This window comes from Ruegeria sp. BB6 (assembly GCF_056539385.1).
This window is the reverse complement of sequence record NZ_JBQFUW010000002.1, coordinates 474,896-497,052: the sequence shown is the minus strand read 5'-3', so window position 1 is coordinate 497,052 and position 22,157 is coordinate 474,896. Positions and strand designations below refer to the sequence as shown.

General features: G+C 58.5%; 26 protein-coding genes. 25 read left to right on the top strand and 1 reads right to left on the bottom strand.

The genetic code is table 11. From position 1 onward, the window contains the following. Positions 1 to 7: 7 nt before the first annotated feature. The 25 genes from ACR0B7_RS06880 (at position 8) to ACR0B7_RS06760 (ending at position 21,462) form a co-directional block, all read left to right on the top strand. Positions 8 to 796 carry a crotonase/enoyl-CoA hydratase family protein gene (locus ACR0B7_RS06880; protein WP_170483805.1) on the top strand — a complete coding sequence of 263 codons (789 nt, stop codon included), beginning with the start codon at positions 8 to 10 and terminating at the stop codon, positions 794 to 796. Between the two features lie 187 nt (positions 797 to 983). Beyond that, the gene (locus tag ACR0B7_RS06875; protein ID WP_050602775.1) at positions 984 to 1,349 is read left to right on the top strand and encodes an NADH-quinone oxidoreductase subunit A; all 366 of its coding nucleotides are present in this window, start codon (positions 984 to 986) and stop codon (positions 1,347 to 1,349) included. Beyond that, the gene (locus ACR0B7_RS06870; RefSeq protein ID WP_037307875.1) at positions 1,340 to 1,873 is read left to right on the top strand and encodes a NuoB/complex I 20 kDa subunit family protein; all 534 of its coding nucleotides are present in this window, start codon (positions 1,340 to 1,342) and stop codon (positions 1,871 to 1,873) included. Before ACR0B7_RS06875 ends, ACR0B7_RS06870 begins: the two co-directional genes overlap by 10 nt. An 11-nt stretch (positions 1,874 to 1,884) precedes the next feature. Beyond that, positions 1,885 to 2,487 carry an NADH-quinone oxidoreductase subunit C gene (locus tag ACR0B7_RS06865; protein ID WP_170384257.1) on the top strand — a complete coding sequence of 201 codons (603 nt, stop codon included), beginning with the start codon at positions 1,885 to 1,887 and terminating at the stop codon, positions 2,485 to 2,487. Positions 2,488 to 2,489: 2 nt separating this feature from the next. Continuing rightward, positions 2,490 to 2,666 (top strand): hypothetical protein, encoded by a 177-nt coding sequence (locus ACR0B7_RS06860; RefSeq protein WP_170384255.1) that lies wholly within the window; start codon positions 2,490 to 2,492, stop codon positions 2,664 to 2,666. Position 2,667: 1 nt separating this feature from the next. Next, positions 2,668 to 2,790 (top strand): hypothetical protein, encoded by a 123-nt coding sequence (locus ACR0B7_RS06855; protein ID WP_257599041.1) that lies wholly within the window; start codon positions 2,668 to 2,670, stop codon positions 2,788 to 2,790. After that, entirely contained in the window at positions 2,790 to 4,013 is a 1,224-nt protein-coding gene (locus ACR0B7_RS06850; protein ID WP_170384253.1) for an NADH-quinone oxidoreductase subunit D, read from the top strand. The genes ACR0B7_RS06855 and ACR0B7_RS06850 overlap by 1 nt, the downstream gene beginning before the upstream one ends. After that, positions 4,013 to 5,062, top strand: coding sequence for an NADH-quinone oxidoreductase subunit NuoE (gene nuoE / locus ACR0B7_RS06845; RefSeq protein WP_170483803.1), 1,050 nt, complete (start codon positions 4,013 to 4,015; stop codon positions 5,060 to 5,062). The genes ACR0B7_RS06850 and nuoE overlap by 1 nt, the downstream gene beginning before the upstream one ends. Positions 5,063 to 5,143: 81 nt before the next feature. Continuing rightward, positions 5,144 to 5,365 (top strand): DUF5337 domain-containing protein, encoded by a 222-nt coding sequence (locus ACR0B7_RS06840; protein WP_170384982.1) that lies wholly within the window; start codon positions 5,144 to 5,146, stop codon positions 5,363 to 5,365. Between the two features lie 12 nt (positions 5,366 to 5,377). Continuing rightward, positions 5,378 to 6,676, top strand: coding sequence for an NADH-quinone oxidoreductase subunit NuoF (nuoF, locus tag ACR0B7_RS06835; RefSeq protein WP_170483801.1), 1,299 nt, complete (start codon positions 5,378 to 5,380; stop codon positions 6,674 to 6,676). 5 nt (positions 6,677 to 6,681) lie between these two features. Then, positions 6,682 to 7,098, top strand: coding sequence for an MAPEG family protein (locus ACR0B7_RS06830; protein WP_170483799.1), 417 nt, complete (start codon positions 6,682 to 6,684; stop codon positions 7,096 to 7,098). Next, complete coding sequence (locus ACR0B7_RS06825; protein WP_480681150.1) at positions 7,098 to 7,493, top strand: hypothetical protein; 396 nt, start codon at positions 7,098 to 7,100, stop codon at positions 7,491 to 7,493. Before ACR0B7_RS06830 ends, ACR0B7_RS06825 begins: the two co-directional genes overlap by 1 nt. Beyond that, a complete protein-coding gene (locus ACR0B7_RS06820) occupies positions 7,490 to 7,969 on the top strand; it encodes a DUF5333 domain-containing protein (protein WP_480681148.1) in 480 nt (159 codons plus the stop codon). The genes ACR0B7_RS06825 and ACR0B7_RS06820 overlap by 4 nt, the downstream gene beginning before the upstream one ends. 5 nt (positions 7,970 to 7,974) lie before the next feature. Then, a complete protein-coding gene (gene nuoG, locus ACR0B7_RS06815) occupies positions 7,975 to 9,996 on the top strand; it encodes an NADH-quinone oxidoreductase subunit NuoG (RefSeq protein WP_170483797.1) in 2,022 nt (673 codons plus the stop codon). A gap of 204 nt (positions 9,997 to 10,200) precedes the next feature. Then, positions 10,201 to 11,238 (top strand): NADH-quinone oxidoreductase subunit NuoH, encoded by a 1,038-nt coding sequence (gene nuoH, locus ACR0B7_RS06810; protein WP_170483795.1) that lies wholly within the window; start codon positions 10,201 to 10,203, stop codon positions 11,236 to 11,238. A gap of 1 nt (position 11,239) precedes the next feature. Then, positions 11,240 to 11,734 (top strand): NADH-quinone oxidoreductase subunit NuoI, encoded by a 495-nt coding sequence (gene nuoI / locus ACR0B7_RS06805; protein ID WP_170483793.1) that lies wholly within the window; start codon positions 11,240 to 11,242, stop codon positions 11,732 to 11,734. Continuing rightward, positions 11,731 to 12,141: a carboxymuconolactone decarboxylase family protein gene (locus ACR0B7_RS06800; RefSeq protein ID WP_170384237.1), complete on the top strand. Its 411-nt coding sequence runs from the start codon at positions 11,731 to 11,733 to the stop codon at positions 12,139 to 12,141. The genes nuoI and ACR0B7_RS06800 overlap by 4 nt, the downstream gene beginning before the upstream one ends. Then, positions 12,138 to 12,740 (top strand): NADH-quinone oxidoreductase subunit J, encoded by a 603-nt coding sequence (locus ACR0B7_RS06795; RefSeq protein WP_039534292.1) that lies wholly within the window; start codon positions 12,138 to 12,140, stop codon positions 12,738 to 12,740. Before ACR0B7_RS06800 ends, ACR0B7_RS06795 begins: the two co-directional genes overlap by 4 nt. Before the next feature lie 4 nt (positions 12,741 to 12,744). Continuing rightward, entirely contained in the window at positions 12,745 to 13,050 is a 306-nt protein-coding gene (nuoK, locus tag ACR0B7_RS06790) for an NADH-quinone oxidoreductase subunit NuoK (RefSeq protein ID WP_005984024.1), read from the top strand. 6 nt (positions 13,051 to 13,056) lie between these two features. Continuing rightward, positions 13,057 to 15,198: an NADH-quinone oxidoreductase subunit L gene (gene nuoL, locus ACR0B7_RS06785; protein ID WP_170483791.1), complete on the top strand. Its 2,142-nt coding sequence runs from the start codon at positions 13,057 to 13,059 to the stop codon at positions 15,196 to 15,198. Next, on the top strand, positions 15,198 to 16,742 hold the full coding sequence (locus ACR0B7_RS06780; protein WP_170483789.1) for an NADH-quinone oxidoreductase subunit M: 1,545 nt from the start codon (positions 15,198 to 15,200) through the stop codon (positions 16,740 to 16,742). Before nuoL ends, ACR0B7_RS06780 begins: the two co-directional genes overlap by 1 nt. 15 nt (positions 16,743 to 16,757) lie before the next feature. Continuing rightward, on the top strand, positions 16,758 to 18,200 hold the full coding sequence (nuoN, locus tag ACR0B7_RS06775) for an NADH-quinone oxidoreductase subunit NuoN (RefSeq protein WP_170483787.1): 1,443 nt from the start codon (positions 16,758 to 16,760) through the stop codon (positions 18,198 to 18,200). A 54-nt stretch (positions 18,201 to 18,254) separates the two neighbouring features. Further along, complete coding sequence (locus ACR0B7_RS06770) at positions 18,255 to 19,004, top strand: biotin--[acetyl-CoA-carboxylase] ligase (RefSeq protein WP_170569201.1); 750 nt, start codon at positions 18,255 to 18,257, stop codon at positions 19,002 to 19,004. Positions 19,005 to 19,015: 11 nt separating this feature from the next. Further along, on the top strand, positions 19,016 to 19,795 hold the full coding sequence (locus tag ACR0B7_RS06765; RefSeq protein ID WP_170483782.1) for a type III pantothenate kinase: 780 nt from the start codon (positions 19,016 to 19,018) through the stop codon (positions 19,793 to 19,795). Then, the gene (locus tag ACR0B7_RS06760) at positions 19,792 to 21,462 is read left to right on the top strand and encodes a ribonuclease J (protein ID WP_170483780.1); all 1,671 of its coding nucleotides are present in this window, start codon (positions 19,792 to 19,794) and stop codon (positions 21,460 to 21,462) included. Before ACR0B7_RS06765 ends, ACR0B7_RS06760 begins: the two co-directional genes overlap by 4 nt. Here ACR0B7_RS06760 and ACR0B7_RS06755 read toward each other — a convergent pair. Next, positions 21,452 to 22,144: an NUDIX hydrolase gene (locus tag ACR0B7_RS06755; protein ID WP_170483778.1), complete on the bottom strand. Its 693-nt coding sequence runs from the start codon at positions 22,142 to 22,144 to the stop codon at positions 21,452 to 21,454. The genes ACR0B7_RS06760 and ACR0B7_RS06755 overlap by 11 nt on opposite strands. Positions 22,145 to 22,157 lie beyond the last annotated feature (13 nt).

Sequence of the window (22,157 nt, the reverse complement as noted above, 5' to 3'; positions counted from 1 at the left end):
GGCAGACATGTTTGAAACGATTTCAGTTCAAGTGGACACCCGAGGTGTGGCCTCACTGACGCTTGATCGTGCGGAAAAGCACAACGCGATGTCGGCGCAGATGATTTCCGAACTGACACAGGCCGCCGAACAGTTGGGCGCGGACACATCGGTGCGAGTGGTCGTGTTGTCCGGCGCTGGTAAAAGTTTCTGCGCCGGAGGGGATTTGGGATGGATGCAGGACCAGATGGCCGCCGATCCCCAGACCCGCTTTACCGAAGCGCGCAAGTTGGCCGAGATGTTGCAGGCGCTGAACACGTTGCCGAAACCCCTGATCGGAGCAGTTCAGGGCAACGCATTTGGCGGCGGCGTAGGCATGGCGGCGGTGTGTGATGTTGCGATCGGAGTGAAGACAGCAAAGATGGGGCTGACCGAAGCCCGCCTTGGCCTGATTCCCGCAACCATTGGCCCCTATGTTGTTGCCCGTATGGGCGAGGCGCGGGCGCGGCGTGTTTTCATGTCGGCGCGCATCTTCGACGCGACCGAAGCTGTACAACTTGGGTTGCTTGCCCGCGTAGTTGAAGTGGGCGCGCTTGCCGACGCGGTTGAGGCTGAAGTTGTGCCTTATCTGTCCTGTGCGCCGGGTGCCGTGGCCTCGGCCAAAGCACTGGTTCAAAAGCTGGGGCCACAGATCGACGACGCGGTGATTGATCAGACGATCCGGGCGCTTGTGGACCGCTGGGAAACCGATGAGGCTCACGAGGGAATCAGCGCATTTTTCGGCAAGAGAAAACCTGTATGGAACACTAAGGTTTAGGTTCCGGCAGGTGCCCAGAGCCAAAAGAGAAATAACCGTCAGAATATACGCCAGGGGAAAGGTATTATTAAGCTCCTGCGCGTTTGTGTTCGGTTGACCCTCTGACCCCGCGCGGATAGAGAATGTCCAGTCAACACGCCAATTGACGGCGCGTCCTTTCGGGACATGCGCAGGAAAGGAGCTATTCGTGGAAGACCTGCTGCGGGAGTACCTCCCGATCCTGGTGTTTCTGGCCGTTGCCGTGGGCCTTGGAATCGTCTTGATTCTGGCTGCTGTGGTTCTGGCGGTCCGCAATCCCGACCCTGAAAAGGTCAGCGCATATGAATGTGGCTTCAACGCCTTTGATGATGCGCGGATGAAGTTCGATGTCCGTTTCTATCTGGTTTCGATTCTTTTCATCATCTTCGATCTGGAAATCGCCTTTCTGTTCCCCTGGGCCGTTGGGTTCAAGGACATCAGCGACGTGGGGTTCTGGTCCATGATGGTGTTTCTGGGCGTTCTGACCATTGGCTTTGCCTATGAATGGAAGAAAGGGGCCTTGGAATGGGAGTGATGACGGGCGCAAATACCGCAGGCGTCGACAAGGAAGTCGCGACCCAAGCCCTGAATGCTGAATTGCAGGACAAAGGCTTTCTGCTGACCTCGACCGAGGACATCATTAACTGGGCGCGCACCGGGTCTTTGCACTGGATGACTTTTGGTCTGGCCTGCTGCGCGGTTGAGATGATGCACACCTCGATGCCGCGTTATGACGCCGAACGGTTCGGCATTGCGCCGCGCGCCTCTCCGCGTCAGTCGGATGTGATGATTGTTGCGGGGACGCTGACCAATAAGATGGCCCCGGCGCTGCGCAAGGTCTACGACCAGATGCCCGAGCCGCGCTATGTGATCTCGATGGGGTCTTGCGCCAATGGTGGCGGGTATTACCACTATTCCTATTCCGTCGTGCGTGGGTGTGACCGCATCGTTCCTGTCGACATTTACGTACCCGGCTGCCCTCCGACGGCTGAGGCGCTTTTGTACGGGCTGATGCAGTTGCAGCGTAAAATCCGCCGCACCGGAACCATCGTGCGCTGAGGAGGGGGCAAATGAGCGAAGCACTCAAAGAACTCGGCATGCAGCTAGAGCTGAAGCGGGCAGACTGTGTTTTGTCCTGGGATGTGACCCATGGCGAACTGAACGTGGACGTAGCCCCGTCGAACCTTGTGGAATTTGTCGAGTTTCTCAGATCGGATCAGAACTGCAAGTTCTCGACCCTCGTGGACATCACGGGCGTGGATTACCCCGAACGCGCCAAGCGGTTCGATGTGGTTTACCACTTCCTGTCGATGTACCAGAACCAGCGTATCCGCCTGCGGGTCTCCATCCGCGAAGAAGACATGGTGCCTTCGATCGTTGACGTTCACCCTTCGGCCAACTGGTTCGAGCGTGAGGTGTTCGACATGTTCGGCATCCTGTTCTCGGGGCACCCGGACTTGCGGCGTATTCTGACCGACTACGGATTTCGCGGCTATCCGCTGCGCAAGGATTTCCCGACCACTGGCTATACCGAGGTGCGGTATGACGAGTCGCAAAAGCGCGTGGTCTACGAACCCGTCAGCCTTGTTCAGGAATACCGGCAATTCGATTTCATGTCCCCTTGGGAAGGCGCAAATTACATTTTGCCGGGGGATGAAAAACAGGAGTCGTAGTCATGTTTGAGTTCCTGATCTGGATAGCACTGGTGGTGGCGACGGTCGTTCCGATGATCAAGCTGCTTCCGCATTTCGGGATCAATAAGAACTGGGCGTTTGCATGCATCATCTCTCCGGTGGTGATTGTCCTGCTTTGGATGATGGCGCTGAAGCTGCAAGAGATGGAGCGACGCTGACATGATGGGCGAACTGATAATTTTGGGCGCGCTGGGCGTATTGCTGGCAGGGGCCGCAGCGAAAGCGGCCGAGGCCGAAAAGGTCCGGGTTCGGGCCGAAGCGAAGAAGAAACGAGGGCGTTGATGGACGGCTCAAGATACGATGACGGCAGCACGGACGCGCTGAGCGGAGAACAGAAGATCCGCAATTTTAACATTAACTTCGGCCCGCAACACCCTGCGGCGCATGGGGTTCTGCGTCTTGTGCTCGAGCTGGACGGCGAGATCGTAGAGCGCTGCGACCCGCATATCGGCCTGCTGCACCGTGGCACCGAAAAGCTGATGGAAAGCCGGACGTATCTGCAGAACCTGCCGTATTTCGACCGTCTGGACTACGTCGCGCCGATGAATCAGGAACATGCCTGGTGTCTGGCGATTGAGAAACTCACCGGTGTGGAAGTGCCGCGCCGAGGCTCACTGATCCGGGTTCTGTATTCCGAGATCGGGCGCATCCTGAACCACCTGCTGAACGTGACCACGCAGGCGATGGATGTGGGCGCGCTGACTCCGCCTCTGTGGGGGTTCGAGGAGCGCGAAAAGCTGATGGTGTTCTATGAGCGCGCCTGCGGTGCCCGCCTGCACGCCGCGTATTTCCGCCCCGGTGGTGTACATCAGGACCTTCCGCCCGAGCTGCTGGACGATATCGAGGCATGGAGCCACGAATTCCCCGCCGTTCTGGATGATATTGACGGGCTGCTGACCGAAAACCGCATCTTCAAGCAACGCAACGCCGATATTGGCGTGGTGTCCGAGGATGACATCCAGAAATACGGCTTCTCGGGCGTGATGGTACGCGGCTCGGGTCTGGCATGGGATTTGCGCCGCGCGCAGCCCTATGAATGCTATGACGAGTTTGAGTTCCAGATTCCGGTTGGCAAGAACGGTGATTGTTACGACCGTTACCTTGTTCGCATGGAAGAAATGCGCCAGTCGCTGTCGATCATCCGTCAGGCCATCGCCAAAATCCGCGAATGCCCCGGAGATGTTCTGGCGCGAGGCAAGATCACACCGCCGAAACGCTCGGACATGAAGACCTCGATGGAAAGCCTGATCCATCATTTCAAGCTGTATACCGAAGGCTTCCACGTCCCTGCGGGCGAGGTCTATGCCGCCGTCGAAGCCCCCAAGGGCGAGTTCGGCGTTTATCTGGTCGCCGACGGCACCAACAAACCCTATCGCGCAAAGCTGCGCGCGCCGGGCTTCCTGCACCTGCAAGCCATGGACCACGTCGCCAAGGGCCACCAACTGGCCGACGTCGCCGCCATCATCGGCACCATGGACGTCGTATTTGGAGAGATTGACCGCTAATGCTCCGCCGTCTTCACCCCGAACAACCCGAAAGCTTTGCCTTCACCGCTGCCAACCAGCAATGGGCCGAAGCGCAGATCACCAAATACCCCGAGGGTCGTCAGGCCAGTGCGGTGATCCCTCTGCTGTGGCGCGCGCAAGAGCAAGAGGGATGGTTGTCCCGTCCTGCGATTGAATCTGTCGCCGACATGTTGGGCATGGCCTATATCCGCGTGCTTGAGGTGGCCTCGTTCTACTTCATGTTCCAACTTCAGCCCGTTGGCTCTGTTGCGCATATTCAGGTCTGCGGCACAACGTCCTGCATGATCTGCGGGGCCGAGGATCTGATCGCGGTCTGCAAGGACAAGATTTCAGCGAAACCGCATGAACTGTCCGCCGATGGCAAGCTGAGCTGGGAAGAGGTCGAGTGCCTCGGCTCCTGCACCAATGCGCCGATGGCGCAGATCGGCAAGGATTACTACGAAGACCTGACGGCTGGGAGCTTTGGCAAGATCATCGACGATCTGGTTGCGGGTAAGGTGCCGACACCAGGACCGCAGAATGGGCGCTATGCGGCGGAACCGCTAAGCGGCCTGAGCAGCCTGAACGAGTACGAAGCTGGAAAGCCCAAATACAACGCCAGTGTTGAGATTGCGACCGATCTGGGCGACACGGTCAAGCGTATCGACGGAACCGAAGTCCCGATTCTGACGCCTTGGCTGGGTGCGGATGGTAAGGCGGCCGCGACCAAGGCTGCGCCGAAACCACCGAAAGCGCCTGCGCCAGCGAAACCAGCAGTAAAGCAGGCAGAAGAGGCGAAGGCCAAGGAAGTGCAGCCCGAAACTCTGACGGCAGCACGAGACGGCAAGGCCGACGACCTGAAATTGTTGAAAGGGGTCGGACCGAAGCTGGAAGAAAAACTGAATGCGCTTGGGTTTTTCCACTTTGACCAGATCGCGAGTTGGACACCTGAACAGGTGGCCTGGGTGGACGCGCAACTGAAGTTCAAGGGCCGGATCGAACGTGATGGCTGGATTGAACAAGCCGCCGAACTCGCTGCTGGCGAGTGAATTTGAAACTGCAATAAGCGCGGCTTCTGGCGGCGCTTGCGAAAATGGAACAACGTTGCCCATCCGGGGCATCAGGGTGAGATGAACAAGGACAAAGAACAAGCCATAGCCCGCAAGGGACGTCACATAGGCATCGTCATCGCCGTGACGATGTTGTTCTGGCTTGCCATGAACCTGTTCGTTGGCCCGGCCCTGCAACTGACAGCGCGTCATGCGGTGTTGTTTGATCTCGCTGCTCTGGCGGGTTTCATTTATGCGGGCGTCAACATTTTTCAACTCTGGCGCATGCGTCAGGATAGCTGAAGGTAACACGCGATGCTGAAGGATCAGGACCGGATCTTTACCAACATCTACGGGATGCATGAGCGCACATTGCGTGGTGCGCAGGCGCGCGGGCATTGGGACGGCACGGCTGGCCTGATCGAAAAGGGCCGTGACTGGATCATCCAGACGATGAAGGACTCGGGCCTGCGCGGTCGTGGCGGTGCGGGCTTCCCGACTGGCCTGAAATGGTCGTTCATGCCCAAGGAAAGCGACGGACGCCCGGCCTATCTGGTTGTAAATGCAGATGAATCCGAACCGGGCACCTGCAAGGACCGCGAGATCATGCGCCATGATCCGCATACGCTGATCGAAGGGTGCCTGATCGCCTCTTTCGCGATGAATGCGCATGCTTGCTATATCTACCTGCGCGGTGAGTATATCCGCGAGCGCGAGGCACTGCAGGCCGCGATTGACGAAGCCTATGACGCCGGGCTGCTGGGCAAGAACGCCGCTGGCTCGGGCTGGGATTTCGACCTGTTCCTGCATCACGGCGCGGGCGCGTATATCTGCGGCGAAGAAACCGCGCTGATCGAAAGCCTTGAGGGTAAGAAGGGGATGCCGCGGATGAAGCCTCCGTTCCCTGCGGGAGCTGGCCTCTATGGTTGCCCGACCACAGTGAACAACGTGGAATCCATCGCGGTTGTGCCTACCATCTTGCGCCGTGGCGCGGACTGGTTTGCCGGTTTTGGCCGTCAGAACAACGCTGGCACCAAGCTGTTCGCGATTTCAGGCCATGTGAACAACCCTTGTGTGGTCGAAGAGGCGATGTCGATTTCGTTCGAGGAGCTGATCGAAACTCATTGCGGCGGTATTCGCGGTGGCTGGGACAATCTGCTGGCGGTCATTCCGGGTGGCTCGTCTGTGCCGTGTGTGCGGGGCGAGAACATGCGCGACGCGATCATGGATTTTGACTACCTGCGCAACGACCTTGGCTCGGGCCTTGGGACGGCGGCGGTGATCGTGATGGACAAGTCCACTGATATCATCAAGGCCATCTGGCGGCTGTCTAAGTTCTACAAACACGAAAGTTGTGGTCAGTGTACGCCGTGCCGCGAGGGTACAGGCTGGATGATGCGCGTTATGGACCGTTTGGTGCGGGGCGAGGCTGAACTGGAAGAGATCGACATGTTGTTCGACGTGACCAAGCAGGTCGAAGGTCACACGATCTGCGCCCTGGGGGATGCCGCCGCATGGCCGATCCAAGGGCTGATCCGCAACTTCCGCGAAGAGATTGAAGATCGCATCAAGGCTCAGAAATCGGGTCGTTTGGGTGCGATGGCAGCGGAGTAGAGGGCATGGACGTTTTTGCAGAATACGGTCACGCAGTCGCGTCAGTGATGGTTTTCACTCTTGCCGTGCTGTTTTTAGCACCGTTCACGGCATTGGCCAAGCAGGGTAAAGGGCTGGCTCCGGGCGCCTCGCCCGAGCAGGATTATGAGGACCGGGCCTATCGCCTGAACCGTGCCTATTTGAACGGAACCGAAACTCTGCCAGCTTATGCAGCGGTTACATTCGCCGCGATATTGATGAGTGTCAGCCCGTTCTGGGTGAACCTGTTGGCATCGATTGCGCTATTGGCGCGTCTGGCAATGCTGTTTGTTCACATCCGCGGAATTGGTAAAGCTTACAGTGGGTTGCGGTCTGTTCTTTATGTGGTTGGCTGGGCGTGCATGTTCGTCACGGCAATTCTGGCGTTGGTGGCCGCGTTCTGATGGTATTGCGAGACGATCATCTGGCTTCCCGGTCTTACCGAACGGCACCGCATGCCCGGGTTCTTGGCGCGTTGGCCGCCCTGGTATTCGTGTCCTCGTGTGGATTGGTGACGCCGTCCTCTGACCGCGTGGTTTTTGACGGTCAGTACTTTCGCGCAAAGGCAAAAGTCGTGGACAAGAAAGTGTCGCTTACCGATTTTACCGTGGTGGTGAACGGGGTGTCTGCATCACTTGACGGAGCACGTGAGGCTGGGCGCTACGAGGGAACCAAGTTCTGTATCGCGAATTTTGGCTCGTCTCGGATTGATTGGAAAGTCGGGCCGGATACGGATCCGCAGAACCTACGCATCAGTGATGACAAGCTGACGTTTGCCGGAAAGTGCCTGCGCCCATGAAACGCACTTTCGCATATCATGCCATTATGCGCGCCAGAGGTTTCGGGCTTTCCGAGCAGTGTGGCGTCGTGCGGCTGGGTGCGAAATTGCTTGTCGCAACGCTATTGCTGACCTTCCCGGACTTGGCCCAGGCCAAAGCGCCTTTGCGCGATGTCAAAGAGATCGACAACGAACTTTACTACATCGCTATCGCAAACGAGATTTCGGAGATTTGCCCGACGATCACCGGACGTCGGCTGAAGGCGATAGGCGTGATGTGGAACCTCCGGTCCAAAGCAAACGAACTGGGGTATTCGGACAAGGAAATCCGAGAGTACGTGGAGTCTGACGCTGAAAAAGCCCGGATGCGCGCCAAGGGCGAGGCGTATCTGGCGCAAAACGGTGCGTCCTACGAAAACCCCAAATCCTTCTGCACGTTGGGCAAGAAGGAAATCGATAGAAACAGCGCCATTGGCGTGTATTTGAGGGCGAACTGAAAGCCATGTCTGACCTCCGCAAGATCAATATCGACGGGCAGGAAATCGAAGTCGATGGTGCGATGACCCTGATCCAGGCTTGTGAGCAAGCCGGGGTCGAGGTGCCGCGTTTCTGTTACCACGAACGTCTGTCGATCGCCGGGAACTGCCGGATGTGTTTGGTTGAGGTTGTAGGGGGGCCACCGAAGCCTGCGGCGTCTTGCGCGATGCAGGTGCGTGATCTGCGACCGGGACCGGAGGGTCAGCCGCCTGTGGTCAAGACGAATTCGCCCATGGTCAAGAAGGCCCGCGAAGGGGTGATGGAGTTTTTGCTGATCAATCACCCACTGGATTGCCCGATCTGCGATCAGGGTGGTGAGTGTGATTTGCAGGATCAGGCGATGGCCTATGGTCTGTCTGGTACACGCTTCAAGGAAGCCAAGCGTGCCGTTGACGATCTGGATCTGGGTCCGCTGGTCGGCACGGCGATGACGCGCTGCATAAGCTGCACCCGTTGCGTGCGCTTTACCACCGAGGTCGCCGGGATCACCCAGATGGGCCAGACGGGGCGTGGCGAAGATGCCGAGATCACCTCGTACCTGAACCAGACGCTAGACTCGAACCTGCAGGGCAACATTATTGATCTGTGCCCGGTTGGGGCGCTGACCTCAAAGCCTTATGCCTTTACCGCTCGTCCGTGGGAGCTGACTAAGACTGAGAGCATCGACGTCATGGATGCTCTGGGCTCGAACATCCGTGTGGATACGAAAGGGCGCGAGGTGATGCGCTTTCTTCCGCGCAACCATGACGGCGTGAATGAAGAATGGATTAGCGACAAGACCCGGTTCGTCTGGGACGGGCTGCGCCGTCAGCGTCTGGACAAGCCCTATGTGCGCGAAAACGGAAAGTTGCGTCCGGCCACATGGCCCGAAGCGCTGACCAAGGTCGCCGAAGCACTCAAAGGTGCTGAAAAGCCCGCCGGTATCGTAGGCGATCTGGCTCCGGTCGAGGCAATCTTTGCGCTTAAGCAGATGATCGAAGGGCAGGGCGGTGTCGTCGAATGCCGTACCGACGGGTCCAAGCTGCCTGCGGGCAATCGTGGTGCTTATGCCGGGACTGCCGCCATCGAAGATATCGACATGGCCGAGCGTATCCTGCTGATCGGAACCAACCCTCGGGACGAAGCTCCGGTGCTGAATGCGCGCATCCGTAAGGCTTGGGCGCACGGGGCCGAGGTTGCCTTGGTCGGTCCGGCTGTGGATTTGACCTATGACTATCATCACATGGGCGATGACCGTGCCGCGCTGCAAAAAGTCCTTGATATGGGTGAAGATGACGAGATCAAGGCCAAACGCTCGTTGGTTGTCGTTGGGCAGGGCGCGCTGCAAGAGGCAGACGGTGCAGCAGTTTTGGCCGCTGCGCAGACGATAGCCGCCAATACAGAAAGCGGACTGATCATTCTGCACACAGCCGCGTCGCGCGTGGGCGCGATGGATGTGGCGGCCACCAACGAAGGCGGTATGGACGCAATCAGCGCCGCAGACGTGATCTATAATCTCGGTGCGGACGAGGTTGAGATCGGCGAAGGCGCCTTTGTAATTTATCAGGGCAGCCACGGTGATCGCGGCGCTCATCGCGCGGATGTGATCTTGCCGGGTGCCGCTTATACGGAAGAAAACGGCCTGTTTGTGAACACCGAAGGGCGACCGCAACTGGCGATGCGTGCGGGGTTTGCTCCGGGTGAGGCCAAGGAAAACTGGGCCATTTTGCGTGCTCTGTCCGCTGAACTTGGCGCTACGCTTCCATTCGACTCGTTGGCGCAACTCCGCAGCGCGTTGATCGAAGCTGTGCCGCACCTGGCTCAGATCGACCAGGTGATCGAAAACGAGGTTCAGCCGCTTGAGGCCGGTCCGCTGGGGAAAGCGACCTTCCGGAGCGCGGTCAAGGATTTCTACCTGACCAACCCGGTCGCGCGCGCCTCTCAGTTGATGGCCGAACTGTCAGCGCAGGCGCAGGCCCGCAAATCCGAAAAGATTGCGGCCGAATGAACCAGAACCTTTTCATATCGCACTCGCGCGCGGCCGCCTTGTGGCAGGTACCTGCGTCCGAATTGCGTTTGAAGCGAAAGAATAAGGGTGGCGCAATGGCAGTAGATGCTGTTTACACCAACGCGCCGACCCAGCCGCGAAACGCGCAGGCATCTGGCCTTTGCGTCACGCGCGGAAAACGGAATACCCACGGTGTGAGGACCAATGGCTGATTTCTTTAACACCCCAGGCGGAATAGCCATCATCATTCTGGCGCAAGTGCTTGCCGTTGTTGCCTTTGTGATGATCTCGCTCTTGTTCCTCGTCTACGGAGACCGCAAAATCTGGGCCGCTGTCCAGATGCGGCGCGGGCCCAACGTGGTCGGTGCCTATGGCCTGCTGCAATCGGTGGCGGATGCGCTGAAATATGTGGTCAAAGAGGTCGTGATCCCGGCTGGTGCAGACCGCACGGTCTTTATTCTGGCACCGCTGACCTCTTTCGTGCTGGCGATGATCGCCTGGGCGGTGATCCCGTTCAACGACGGCTGGGTTCTGTCCGATCTGAACGTCGCGATCCTCTATGTCTTCGCCGTGTCATCGCTGGAAGTTTATGGCGTGATCATGGGTGGTTGGGCGTCGAACTCAAAGTACCCGTTTCTTGGATCGCTGCGCTCGGCCGCTCAGATGATTTCTTACGAGGTTTCAATCGGTCTGATCATCATCGGCATCATCATCTCGACCGGCTCGATGAACTTTGGCGATATCGTGCGTGCGCAGGATGGCTCGTTCGGGTTCTTTAGCTGGTACTGGCTGCCACACTTCCCGATGGTTTTCCTGTTCTTCATCTCGGCCTTGGCCGAAACCAACCGCCCGCCGTTTGACTTGCCCGAAGCGGAATCGGAACTGGTCGCGGGCTATCAGGTCGAATATTCGGCCACGCCCTTCCTGCTGTTCATGGCCGGTGAATACATCGCCATCTTCCTGATGTGCGCGCTGACCTCGCTGCTGTTCTTCGGCGGCTGGCTGTCGCCGATCCCGGGCCTACCAGATGGCGTGTTGTGGATGGTCGCGAAGATGGCGTTCTTCTTCTTCCTGTTTGCGATGGTCAAGGCGATCACGCCTCGCTACCGCTATGACCAATTGATGCGGTTGGGCTGGAAAGTCTTCCTGCCGTTCAGCTTGATCTGGGTGGTGTTCGTGGCCTTCGCTGCAAGGTTTGACTGGTTCTGGGGCGCGTTCGCCCGTTGGAGCGTAGGAGGCTGATATGACCCAAATCGACTATACCCGCGCCGCCAAGTACTTCCTTCTGCAAGACTTCTGGGTCGGCATGAAGCTGGGGCTGAAGTACTTCTTCGCCCCGAAAGCCACCGTGAACTACCCGCATGAAAAAGGCCCTCTGTCCCCGCGGTTCCGGGGCGAGCACGCCCTGCGTCGTTATCCCAACGGCGAGGAGCGCTGCATCGCCTGCAAACTCTGCGAGGCCGTGTGCCCGGCGCAAGCCATCACCATCGACGCCGAACCGCGCGAGGACGGCAGCCGCCGCACCACGCGGTACGACATCGACATGACCAAATGCATCTATTGCGGCTTCTGCCAAGAGGCGTGCCCGGTCGATGCCATTGTCGAAGGCCCGAACTTTGAATTCACGACCGAAACCCGCGAAGAGCTGTTCTACGATAAGGAAAAACTCCTGTCGAACGGCGAACGCTGGGAAGCCGAGATCGCCCGCAATCTGGAAATGGACGCGCCGTACCGATGACTGACACGCCGACAAATCCGTTCGAGTTGATGATGAAGCAGGCTCAGGACATGGCCAAGGCGATGAACCCGGCGATGGAGAATTTCTCGCCCAAAGGGTTCGAGGCTTTGTGGCCGACCATGCCGAAAGAGGTCATGGAGATGATGTTCGGCAACACCGTCAACACCGACGGGTTGGATGCCAAGACCCGTCTGCTGCTGACACTGGCCGGGCTGACCTGTCAGGGCGCACAGGCCGATACCGCCGTGCGCCAGACCGTACGCCATGCGCTGGAGGCCGGAGCCAAGAAACAAGAGATCGTGGAAACGATCGGGCAGATGTCGGTCTTTGCCGGCATCCCGGCCATGACCCGCGCGCTGGAATTGGCGCAGGAAGTCATGGGCGACAACGAGGATGAGGATCAATGACCGTCTTTGCCTTCTATCTATTTGCCATCAGCGCCATCACCGGCGGGCTGTTCACGGTGATCAGCCGCCAGCCGGTACACTCGGTGCTGTGGCTGATCCTGTCCTTCCTGTCTGCGGCAGGGCTGTTTGTTCTGCTGGGGGCCGAGTTCGTGGCGATGCTGCTGATCATCGTCTATGTGGGCGCGGTCGCGGTGCTGTTCCTGTTCGTGGTGATGATGCTGGACGTGGACTTTGCCGAGCTTAAGGCTGAGATGGCGCGCTATATGCCACTGGCCTTGCTGATCGGTCTGGTGATCCTCATGCAATTTGTCATGGCCTTCGGCGCTTGGGACAGCGCGCAGGGTGCGGCGGCTAACCTTGCCCAGCCGGTCCCGGCGGACCGTCACAACACTGAGGCGCTCGGCGTCATCCTTTACGATCAATACTTCCTTCTGTTCCAACTTGCGGGCCTGATCCTGCTGGTGGCCATGATTGGTGCCATCGTACTGACCCTGCGCCACCGTCAGGACATCAAGCGTCAGGACATCATCGGCCAGATGATGCGCGACCCGGCCAAGGCGATGGAGTTGAAGGACGTGAAACCGGGGCAGGGGCTTTAAGACGATGATCGGACTTGAACACTATCTTACGGTCGCGGCGACGCTGTTCGTCATCGGCATCTTCGGTCTCTTCCTGAACCGCAAGAACGTCATCATCCTGCTGATGAGCATCGAGTTGATGCTGCTGGCGGTGAATATCAACCTCGTAGCGTTCTCCAGCTTCCTCGGCGATCTGGTCGGGCAGGTGTTTACGCTGTTTGTTCTGACCGTTGCGGCGGCTGAAGCGGCGATTGGGCTGGCCATTTTGGTCTGCTTCTTCCGCAACCGTGGCACCATCGCGGTTGAAGACGTCAATATGATGAAGGGGTAAGGGAACATGGAAACCACCATCCTCTTTGCCCCGTTGGTGGGCGCGCTGATCTGCGGTTTCGGCTGGAAGTTCATTGGTGAGAAGGCAGCTATGTGGACGGCCACGGGCTTGCTGTTTCTGGCCTGTCTGCTGTCGTGGATCGTGTTCTTCACCTTCGACGGGGTGACACAACAGATCGAGATCATGCGCTGGATCGAGAGCGGATCGCTGTCGACAAGCTGGGCCATTCGTCTGGACCGTCTGACCGCGATCATGCTGATCGTCGTGACGACCGTCTCGGCGCTCGTGCACCTCTATTCTTTCGGCTACATGGATCACGACCCGCAGTGGCGCGAGGGCGAAAGCTATAAGCCGCGTTTCTTTGCCTATCTGTCCTTCTTCACCTTTGCGATGCTGATGCTGGTTACGGCGGATAACCTTGTGCAGATGTTCTTTGGCTGGGAAGGCGTGGGCGTCGCGTCTTATCTGCTGATCGGGTTCTATTACCGAAAGCCGAGCGCCAATGCTGCCGCGATGAAAGCGTTCATCGTGAACCGCGTAGGTGACTTTGGCTTTGCGCTGGGGATTTTCGCGTTGTTCTTCCTCACGGACAGCATCAACTTCTCGGACATTTTCGCGTCAGCCCCAGAGCTTGCGGAAACGCAGTTGCATTTCCTGTGGGGCGAATGGACTGCGATCGAAGTGATCTGCGTGTTGCTGTTCATCGGTGCGATGGGTAAGTCGGCGCAGTTGATCCTGCACACCTGGCTGCCGGATGCGATGGAAGGCCCGACACCGGTGTCCGCCCTGATCCACGCCGCGACCATGGTGACCGCAGGTGTATTCCTGGTCTGCCGCATGTCGCCGTTGATGGAGTTTGCTCCGGGTGCGACCGGGTTCATCACGGTGCTGGGTGCCTCGACCGCGTTCTTTGCTGCGACCGTGGGTCTGGTTCAGACCGACATCAAGCGCGTCATTGCCTATTCGACCTGTTCGCAGCTGGGCTATATGTTCGTCGCTGCGGGTGTCGGCATGTACTCAGCGGCGATGTTCCACCTGTTCACGCATGCCTTTTTCAAAGCGCTGCTGTTCCTTGGCGCGGGGTCGGTGATCCACGCCATGCATCATGAACAAGAGATGACCGAGTATGGCGGGCTGCGCAAAAAGATCCCCTATACGTTCTGGGCGATGATGATCGGCACGCTGGCCATTACTGGCGTCGGTATCCCGCTGACCACGTTCGGTTTCGCTGGCTTCCTGTCGAAGGACGCAATCATCGAGAGCGCTTATGCAGGTGGTTCCGCCTACGGATTCTGGTTGCTTGTGATCGCGGCGGCGTTCACGTCCTTCTATAGCTGGCGTCTGATCTTCCTGACCTTCTACGGTGAGCCGCGCGGCGATAAGCATACGCATGATCACGCGCATGAAAGCCCAATGGTCATGCTGGTGCCGCTTGGTGTTCTGTCCCTGGGCGCGGTCTTTGCGGGCATGATCTGGTACGGCAACTTCTTTGGTCATGCGGATAAAGTCGGCAAGTTCTACGGTATCCCGGTTGCTGAGGCGTCGGAACATGCCGAGGATGGCGATCACGGCAAAGCCGATGCGCATGGTGATGACAGCCACGCAGAAGATGGCCACGGTGACGATCACGCGGATAACGGTCATGGTGAGAAAGACGCTCATGGTGACCATCACTATGCCTTTGTCGGAGAGCCGGGCGAGGGTGCCCTGTATATGGCACCGGACAATCACATTCTGGACGACGCGCATGCAGCCCCGAAATGGGTGAAAGTTTCGCCGTTCGTTGCGATGCTGTTGGGCTTTGTCGTGGCGTACTGGTTCTACATCGTGAACCCGTCACTGCCGGGACGTCTGGCTCAGAACCAGCGCCCGCTGTACCTGTTCCTCAAGAACAAGTGGTACGTTGATGAGATCTACGACGCGATCTTCGTCAAACCCACCGTGGCGCTTGGTCGGTTCCTGTGGAAACGCGGCGACGGCAACACGATTGACGGCTTCCTGAACGGTGTCGCAATGGGCGTTGTTCCCTTCTTTACCCGCCTCGCAGGCAAGGCGCAGACGGGTTACATCTTTACTTACGCCTTCTGGATGGTCTTGGGCATCGCGGCCCTTGTCACCTGGATGTCGATCGGCGGAGGCGCTCACTAATGGATAATATCCTCTCCATCGTCACCTTCATCCCCGCCGTGGCAGCAGGCATACTGGCCCTGTTTCTGCATGGCGAGGACGCGCCCGCGCAGCGCAACGCGAAATGGGTCGCGCTGGTGGCGACTACGGTGACGTTCCTGGTTTCGATCGGTATCTATACGGGCTTTGATCCGTCCAACACCGGCTTTCAGATGGTGGAAGAAGGTGAGTGGCTGCTGGGCCTCAAATACAAGATGGGTGTCGACGGGATCAGTGTTCTGTTCGTGCTGCTGACCACTTTCATCATGCCGCTGACTATTCTGGCCAGCTGGAACGTGACCGACCGGGTTAAGGAATACATGATCGCCTTCCTGCTGCTGGAAACGCTGATGCTGGGCGTGTTCATGGCGTTGGATCTGGTGCTGTTCTACCTGTTCTTCGAGGCCGGTCTGATCCCGATGTTCCTGATCATCGGCATCTGGGGCGGGGCGAACCGGATTTATGCGAGCTTCAAGTTCTTCCTGTATACCTTCCTCGGCTCGGTGCTGATGCTGGTGGCGATGGTCGCGATGTATGCGGATGCGGGCACCACGGATATCGAGGCGCTGATGAGCCATCAGTTCTCGTCCGAAGGGTTCAGCGTGCTGGGCGTCTACATCGTGGGCGGGATGCAAACGCTTATGTTCCTGGCGTTCTTTGCCTCGTTCGCGGTGAAGATGCCGATGTGGCCGGTCCACACTTGGCTGCCGGATGCACACGTGCAGGCGCCGACCGCAGGCTCGGTCGTGCTGGCGGCGATCCTGCTGAAGATGGGCGGCTATGGTTTCCTGCGGTTCAGCTTGCCGATGTTCCCAGTGGGCTCGGCTGTGATGACTGATCTGGTCCTGTGGATGTCGGCGATTGCTGTCGTCTATACCTCGCTGGTGGCGCTGGTGCAGGAGGACATGAAAAAGCTGATCGCTTATTCCTCGGTCGCGCATATGGGTTTTGTGACCATGGGGATATTTGCGGCGAACCAGCAGGGCATTGATGGCGCGATCTTCCAGATGCTGAGCCATGGGTTCATTTCGGCGGCGTTGTTCCTATGTGTCGGCGTGATCTATGACCGGATGCATACCCGCGATATCGAGGCGTATGGCGGTCTGGTCATTCGCATGCCCGCTTATGCACTGGTCTTTATGCTGTTCACGATGGCCAATGTGGGCCTGCCGGGTACCTCGGGCTTTATCGGTGAGTTTCTGACACTGATGGGTGCTTTCCAGGTTAATACATGGGTGACCGCAGTGGCGGCGACCGGAGTGATCTTTTCGGCCGGTTACGCCCTGTGGCTTTACCGCCGGGTGGTCTTTGGCGACCTGATCAAAGAAAGCCTGAAGGCGATGACCGACATGAGCTCGCGCGAGCGGCTGATCTTTGCGCCACTGATCATTATGACGATCCTGTTGGGTGTCTACCCGTCGCTTGTGACCGATGTTATCGGCAACTCGACCGCGGCATTGATTTCTAACTATGACACGGCTCTGGCCGCGGCTGAGGCCGTGACCCAGACAGCCGCTTCGCATTAAGGAGGCTTTGGAGACATGATCCAGGCTGATCTGACAATAATTTTGCCAGAGATCGTTCTGGCTTTGTATGCGATGGCGGCGCTGATTGGGGCAGTTTACACCACCAAGGACGGGCTGGCGCCTGCACTGGTGTGGGCCACCGCCGGTTTGATGGCTTTGCTTGCGATATGGATCGCGACGAATGGTGATGGCACCAACGTGGCCTTCAACGGCATGTTTGTGGACGACGGTTTCGCGCGTTTTGCCAAGGTTGCGATCCTGTTGTCTGCCGCGGCCGTTCTGGTGATGAGCCAAGACTATATGGCGCGGCGCGGACTGCTTAGGTTCGAGTACCCGCTGCTTGTGGCCTTGGCTGCCGTGGGTATGATGATGATGGTCAGCGCGGGCGACCTGATGTCCCTGTATATGGGGCTAGAGCTGCAATCTCTGTCGCTTTATGTCGTGGCTGCCTTGCGTCGTGACAGCGCGAAGTCCACCGAGGCCGGTCTGAAGTATTTCGTTCTGGGCGCGCTCAGCTCGGGCCTGCTGCTGTACGGTGCGTCGCTGGTGTACGGCTTCACGGGCACCACGCTATTTTCGGGCATCATCCAGACGGTTCATCACGGAGACGTCTCAGTCGGGTTGCTGTTCGGGCTGATCTTCCTGATCTCGGGTCTGGCGTTCAAAGTCTCGGCTGTTCCGTTCCACATGTGGACGCCGGACGTGTACGAAGGCTCGCCCACGCCGATCACCGCTTTCTTTGCCACAGCGCCAAAAGTGGCGGCGATGGCTCTGTTTGCACGGCTGCTGCATGATGCCTTTGGCGGGGTGGTCAAAGATTGGCAGCAGGTGATCGTCCTGCTCTCGGTCCTGTCGATGCTGCTGGGCGCGGTTGCGGCGATCGGTCAGCGAGACATCAAGCGACTGATGGCGTTTTCCTCGATTGCTCATATGGGCTATGCGCTGATTGGTCTGGCGGCTGGTACGGAAATGGGCATCAAGGCGATGCTGATGTACCTGGCGATTTACGTGACCATGAATATCGGAACATTCGCCTTCATCCTGATGATGGAGCGCGAAGGCAAGCCGGTGACGGATATCGACGCGCTGCGTCAGTACTCAAAACGCGATCCGGGCAAGGCGCTTGCGGTTCTCATCTTGATGTTCAGCCTTGCGGGTGTACCGCCGATGCTGGGCTTTTTTGCCAAGTTCGGCGTGTGGCAGGCCGGTGTAGGGGCAGGGCTGACCGGTCTGGTAATCGTTTCGGCCATATCCTCGGTCATTGGGGCGTTCTATTACCTTCGGATCGTGTTCTACATGTATTTCGGCGCTGAGAATGATGACCCGATCGAAACGAATTCCTCTCCTGTACTGTGGGGGGCATTGATGGGGTCGGCTGCCTTGATGCTGATCGGGGTGTTTTACCAGTTCGGTGTCGAAGGCGCAGCGGCTGCTGCGGCTGCAACACTTGTCAACTGATAGCCGCATCATCCAGACGCAGGAGGCTCGGTCGTCAGACCGGGCCTTTTTGACATGACCCAATGGCCGCAAGGATATGGCCTGCACGTTTTGCAGGAAGTTGACAGCACGCTGAACGAGGCAGCGCGCATCGCGTCGACCGCGCAAGGCCCGGTTTGGATATTGGCGCACCACCAGACAGCAGCTCGGGGTCGGCGCGGTCGGGCGTGGGAGAACCCAAAGGGCAACCTTGCGGCGACCTTGCTTCTACGCCCCGAGGGAAGCCCGGAACACGCTGCGTTGCGCAGTTTCGTGGCAGCACTCGCCCTATTCGATGCTTGTGTGGCGGTCACGGGTCGCGCCAGTGGCCTGTCTCTGAAGTGGCCAAATGACGTCTTGCTGAACGGTGGCAAGCTGGCGGGCATTTTGTTGGAAAGCACCGGGCAGGGGCGCGGGATATCTCACCTGGCGGTTGGGATTGGCGTGAACCTGTCCCAAGCCCCATCTGCGCAGGCGATTGAACCCGGTGCGGTGCGTCCGGTTTCGCTGCTATCGGAAACCGGCGCGGATGTGACCCCCGAGGACTTCTTGACCGAGCTTGCAGCCGCGTTTGCAAAGTATGAAAGCCAATTCGTAACTTACGGTTTTGAACCGATCCGCACCGCCTGGCTTGCGCGTGCGGCCCGGCTGGGTGAGGTGATCACCGCCCGTACCGCAGCGTCCGAGACGGTTGGAACCTTTGAAACAGTGGACGCGGGCGGCAACCTTGTCTTAAACACCGCCAAAGGCCGCGTCAGCATTCCGGCGGCGGATGTGTTTTTCTGAAGGAGGCTGAAATGCTTCTGGCAATTGACTGCGGCAATACGAATACAGTGTTTTCGATCTGGGATGGCGAAACCTTCCTGTGCACTCTGCGCACGTCGACGCACCACTCACGAACAGCAGATGCGTATTTCACGTGGTATTCCACACTGGTGAAACACTATGGGATAGATGCGGACATCACGGATGTCGTCATCGCCTCAACCGTGCCGCGTGTGGTGTTCAATCTGCGTATATTCGCAGACAGGTTCTTTGGTTGCAGACCGCTGGTGGTCGGTAAACCTGAATGCCTGCTGCCCGTGGCCCCTCGCATTGACGAAGGAACCATCCCCGGCCCGGACAGGCTGGCCAATGCGGTTGGCGCGTTTGACCGTCACGGCGGCGATGTCGTCGTGGTCGATTTCGGCACTGCCACGAATTTTGACGTGGTCGCCTCGGATGGGTCTTATGTAGGCGGGATCATTGCGCCGGGCGTCAACCTCAGCCTTGAGGCATTGCACCAGGGCGCTGCCGCACTGCCGCATATCGACATTACGCGCCCCGAAAAGGTGATCGGTACGAATACGGTTGGCTGTATTCAATCCGGCGTGTATTGGGGCTATTCGGGATTGATCGAAGGGCTGATTGCCCGCATCAAAGCGGAATACGGAATGCCGATGAAGGTCGTTGGAACCGGTGGGCTTGCGCCTCTGTTCGACCAGGCGGACGTTGGGTTTGACGCGATCGAGGATGACCTGACGATGCACGGCCTGACCGTGATCCATCGCTATAACAAGGAAAATGGCTCAACATGAGCAGTGAACGACTGATCTATCTGCCGCTGGGCGGTGCAGGCGAAATCGGCATGAATGCCTATGTCTACGGCTATGGTAAGCCGGGGCAGGAGCGTCTGATCCTCGTCGATCTCGGGGTGACATTCCCGGACATGGACACAACGCCGGGCGTCGATCTGATCCACGCCGACATCTCGTGGCTGCAAGAGCGTGCTGATCGTCTGGACGCGGTGTTTGTCACCCATGCCCACGAAGACCATGTAGGTGCAGTCGCCCATTGCTATGAGGCATTGGGCGCGCCGATCTATGCCCGCGCCTTCACCGCGAACATTGCGCGACGCAAAATGGAAGAGCATGGCCATCCTGAAGATGCAGTGCAGACGGTTTCTGCTTGGCCAGAGCAGATTTCAGTTGGCCCTTTCACGGTTGGATTCTTGCCGGTTTCACATTCGATCCCCGAAAGCGCGGCACTGGTCATTGATACACCCGAAGGGCGGATCGTGCATTCCGGTGACTTCAAGCTGGATGCCAACCCGGTTGTGGGTGAGCCTTTCGACCCAGACCTCTGGGCCGAAGTCGCAAAGCCCGGCGTTAAAGCGCTGGTGTGTGACAGTACCAACGTGTTTTCCCCCCATGACGGGCGATCGGAATCCGAGGTCGGGCCTGAAATTACCAAGCTGGTCGAAAATGCCAGCGGCATGGTCGTGGCCACCACCTTTGCGTCGAATGTCGCGCGGGTGAAAACGCTGGCAGAGGCGGGGCAAAAAGCGGGGCGCTCGGTCGTTTTGTTGGGCCGCGCGATGCGCCGGATGATCGAAGCAGCGACCGAAACAGGAATTCTCTCGGATTTCCCAAAAGTAATCAGCGCGGAAGAGGCGGTGGATGTGCCGCGCCAGAACCTGATGCTGATCGTGACCGGCAGCCAGGGCGAGCGTCGCGCTGCCAGTGCACAACTGGCCCGTGGCAAATATCGCGGGATCGAGCTCAAAGAGGGTGACCTGTTCCTGTTCTCGTCCAAGACAATTCCGGGGAACGAGCGGGGCGTGATCTTCATCATCAACCAGCTCAGCGAAAAAGGCGTGGATGTCGTGGATGACAGTTCCGGCCTGTATCACGTATCAGGCCATGCCAACCGGCCGGATCTTGAGAAAGTGCACGCGCTGATCGACCCTCAGATCGTCATTCCGATGCATGGTGAACATCGACACCTGCGCGAGCACGCGAAACTGGCCGAAGCCGGAGGTCGGACGGGTGTTCTGGCGGTGAACGGCACCATGCTGGATCTGACCGGCAATGCGCCGCAGGTGGTGGATTATGTCGAAACGGGCCGGACATATCTGGACGGTACGGTCAAGGTTGGCGCTTTGGATGGTGTAGTGCGTGACCGAATCCGAATGGCGCTGAACGGTCATGTGACCGTGACGGTCATTCTTGATGATGAAGACGAACCGCTGGGCGAACCATGGTGCGATACAATGGGACTGCCTGAGTTGGGAACATCGCGGGCGGCCTTGGTTGAAGTACTGGAAGAAGACCTGAACCAGTTCCTGATGCGCGCCGATGCCAAGACGCTGCGCGATGATGACAAGCTGGAAGAAGCGATGCGCCGTATTGTGCGCCATACAGCCAAGTCAGAGATCGGCAAAAAGCCCGAAGTCTCAACTGTCATCAGTCGTCTTAGGGCATAGGATAGCCTTTGAGCTTTAGAAACAAGCTCTCCTCTTCCTGATTCAGCAGGAAGGGGACCGACGTTGGCGGTGCGGTGTCTGTAACCCGCGCCGTGATTTCGGCCAGAACGACTTCGGTAATGAAAGGAAGGTCGAATTCGCGCGCACGTTCCAGCGGGACCCATTGCAGATGGGACAGCTCATCCGACGCGCGGCTGAAATCATCCAGATCCCCTTGAATTGCAGAAGCATCGACAAGGAAAAACCGCGCATCAAATCGACGGGGACGCCCAGGAGGGGTCACAGCGCGGAACACGAACTGCAGTGCCTCGGCCGCCGGACGATAACCTAGCTCGGCGAAACCGGTCCAATCCAATGGGGCGGGCGCAGGCCATGCTTCGGGGTGCCCCAAAACCAGCCCGGTTTCCTCCCACAACTCACGAATTGCGGCAGCGGCCAGAGCGTTTTGGAGGTTCGGTTCGGACCGCTCGGCCAGGCGTTCTTGGCATAGGGGCGGCATGGCAGAGGCCAGAGGGATCTCGGCATCTTCCTTGTCGACCGCGCCACCGGGAAACACGAACTTATTGGGCATGAACGCGGCTTTAGCCCCACGTTGCCCCATCAGGATGGACGGCTTTGTCATACGGTCGCGCAGAACGATAACCGTCGCCGCGTCACGGATCGCTGTTTTATCAACCGTCATGATGTGCCCATCT

Coding starts and splice junctions, on each gene's coding strand:
- ACR0B7_RS06880 (WP_170483805.1), top strand. CDS start 8: ATGTTTGAAACGATTTCAGTTCAAGTGGACACCCGAGGTGTGGCCTCA.
- ACR0B7_RS06870 (WP_037307875.1), top strand. CDS start 1,340: ATGGGAGTGATGACGGGCGCAAATACCGCAGGCGTCGACAAGGAAGTC.
- ACR0B7_RS06865 (WP_170384257.1), top strand. CDS start 1,885: ATGAGCGAAGCACTCAAAGAACTCGGCATGCAGCTAGAGCTGAAGCGG.
- ACR0B7_RS06860 (WP_170384255.1), top strand. CDS start 2,490: ATGTTTGAGTTCCTGATCTGGATAGCACTGGTGGTGGCGACGGTCGTT.
- ACR0B7_RS06855 (WP_257599041.1), top strand. CDS start 2,668: ATGATGGGCGAACTGATAATTTTGGGCGCGCTGGGCGTATTGCTGGCA.
- ACR0B7_RS06850 (WP_170384253.1), top strand. CDS start 2,790: ATGGACGGCTCAAGATACGATGACGGCAGCACGGACGCGCTGAGCGGA.
- nuoE (WP_170483803.1), top strand. CDS start 4,013: ATGCTCCGCCGTCTTCACCCCGAACAACCCGAAAGCTTTGCCTTCACC.
- ACR0B7_RS06840 (WP_170384982.1), top strand. CDS start 5,144: ATGAACAAGGACAAAGAACAAGCCATAGCCCGCAAGGGACGTCACATA.
- nuoF (WP_170483801.1), top strand. CDS start 5,378: ATGCTGAAGGATCAGGACCGGATCTTTACCAACATCTACGGGATGCAT.
- ACR0B7_RS06830 (WP_170483799.1), top strand. CDS start 6,682: ATGGACGTTTTTGCAGAATACGGTCACGCAGTCGCGTCAGTGATGGTT.
- ACR0B7_RS06825 (WP_480681150.1), top strand. CDS start 7,098: ATGGTATTGCGAGACGATCATCTGGCTTCCCGGTCTTACCGAACGGCA.
- ACR0B7_RS06820 (WP_480681148.1), top strand. CDS start 7,490: ATGAAACGCACTTTCGCATATCATGCCATTATGCGCGCCAGAGGTTTC.
- nuoG (WP_170483797.1), top strand. CDS start 7,975: ATGTCTGACCTCCGCAAGATCAATATCGACGGGCAGGAAATCGAAGTC.
- nuoH (WP_170483795.1), top strand. CDS start 10,201: ATGGCTGATTTCTTTAACACCCCAGGCGGAATAGCCATCATCATTCTG.
- nuoI (WP_170483793.1), top strand. CDS start 11,240: ATGACCCAAATCGACTATACCCGCGCCGCCAAGTACTTCCTTCTGCAA.
- ACR0B7_RS06800 (WP_170384237.1), top strand. CDS start 11,731: ATGACTGACACGCCGACAAATCCGTTCGAGTTGATGATGAAGCAGGCT.
- ACR0B7_RS06795 (WP_039534292.1), top strand. CDS start 12,138: ATGACCGTCTTTGCCTTCTATCTATTTGCCATCAGCGCCATCACCGGC.
- nuoK (WP_005984024.1), top strand. CDS start 12,745: ATGATCGGACTTGAACACTATCTTACGGTCGCGGCGACGCTGTTCGTC.
- nuoL (WP_170483791.1), top strand. CDS start 13,057: ATGGAAACCACCATCCTCTTTGCCCCGTTGGTGGGCGCGCTGATCTGC.
- ACR0B7_RS06780 (WP_170483789.1), top strand. CDS start 15,198: ATGGATAATATCCTCTCCATCGTCACCTTCATCCCCGCCGTGGCAGCA.
- nuoN (WP_170483787.1), top strand. CDS start 16,758: ATGATCCAGGCTGATCTGACAATAATTTTGCCAGAGATCGTTCTGGCT.
- ACR0B7_RS06770 (WP_170569201.1), top strand. CDS start 18,255: ATGACCCAATGGCCGCAAGGATATGGCCTGCACGTTTTGCAGGAAGTT.
- ACR0B7_RS06765 (WP_170483782.1), top strand. CDS start 19,016: ATGCTTCTGGCAATTGACTGCGGCAATACGAATACAGTGTTTTCGATC.
- ACR0B7_RS06760 (WP_170483780.1), top strand. CDS start 19,792: ATGAGCAGTGAACGACTGATCTATCTGCCGCTGGGCGGTGCAGGCGAA.
- ACR0B7_RS06755 (WP_170483778.1), bottom strand. CDS start 22,144: ATGACGGTTGATAAAACAGCGATCCGTGACGCGGCGACGGTTATCGTT.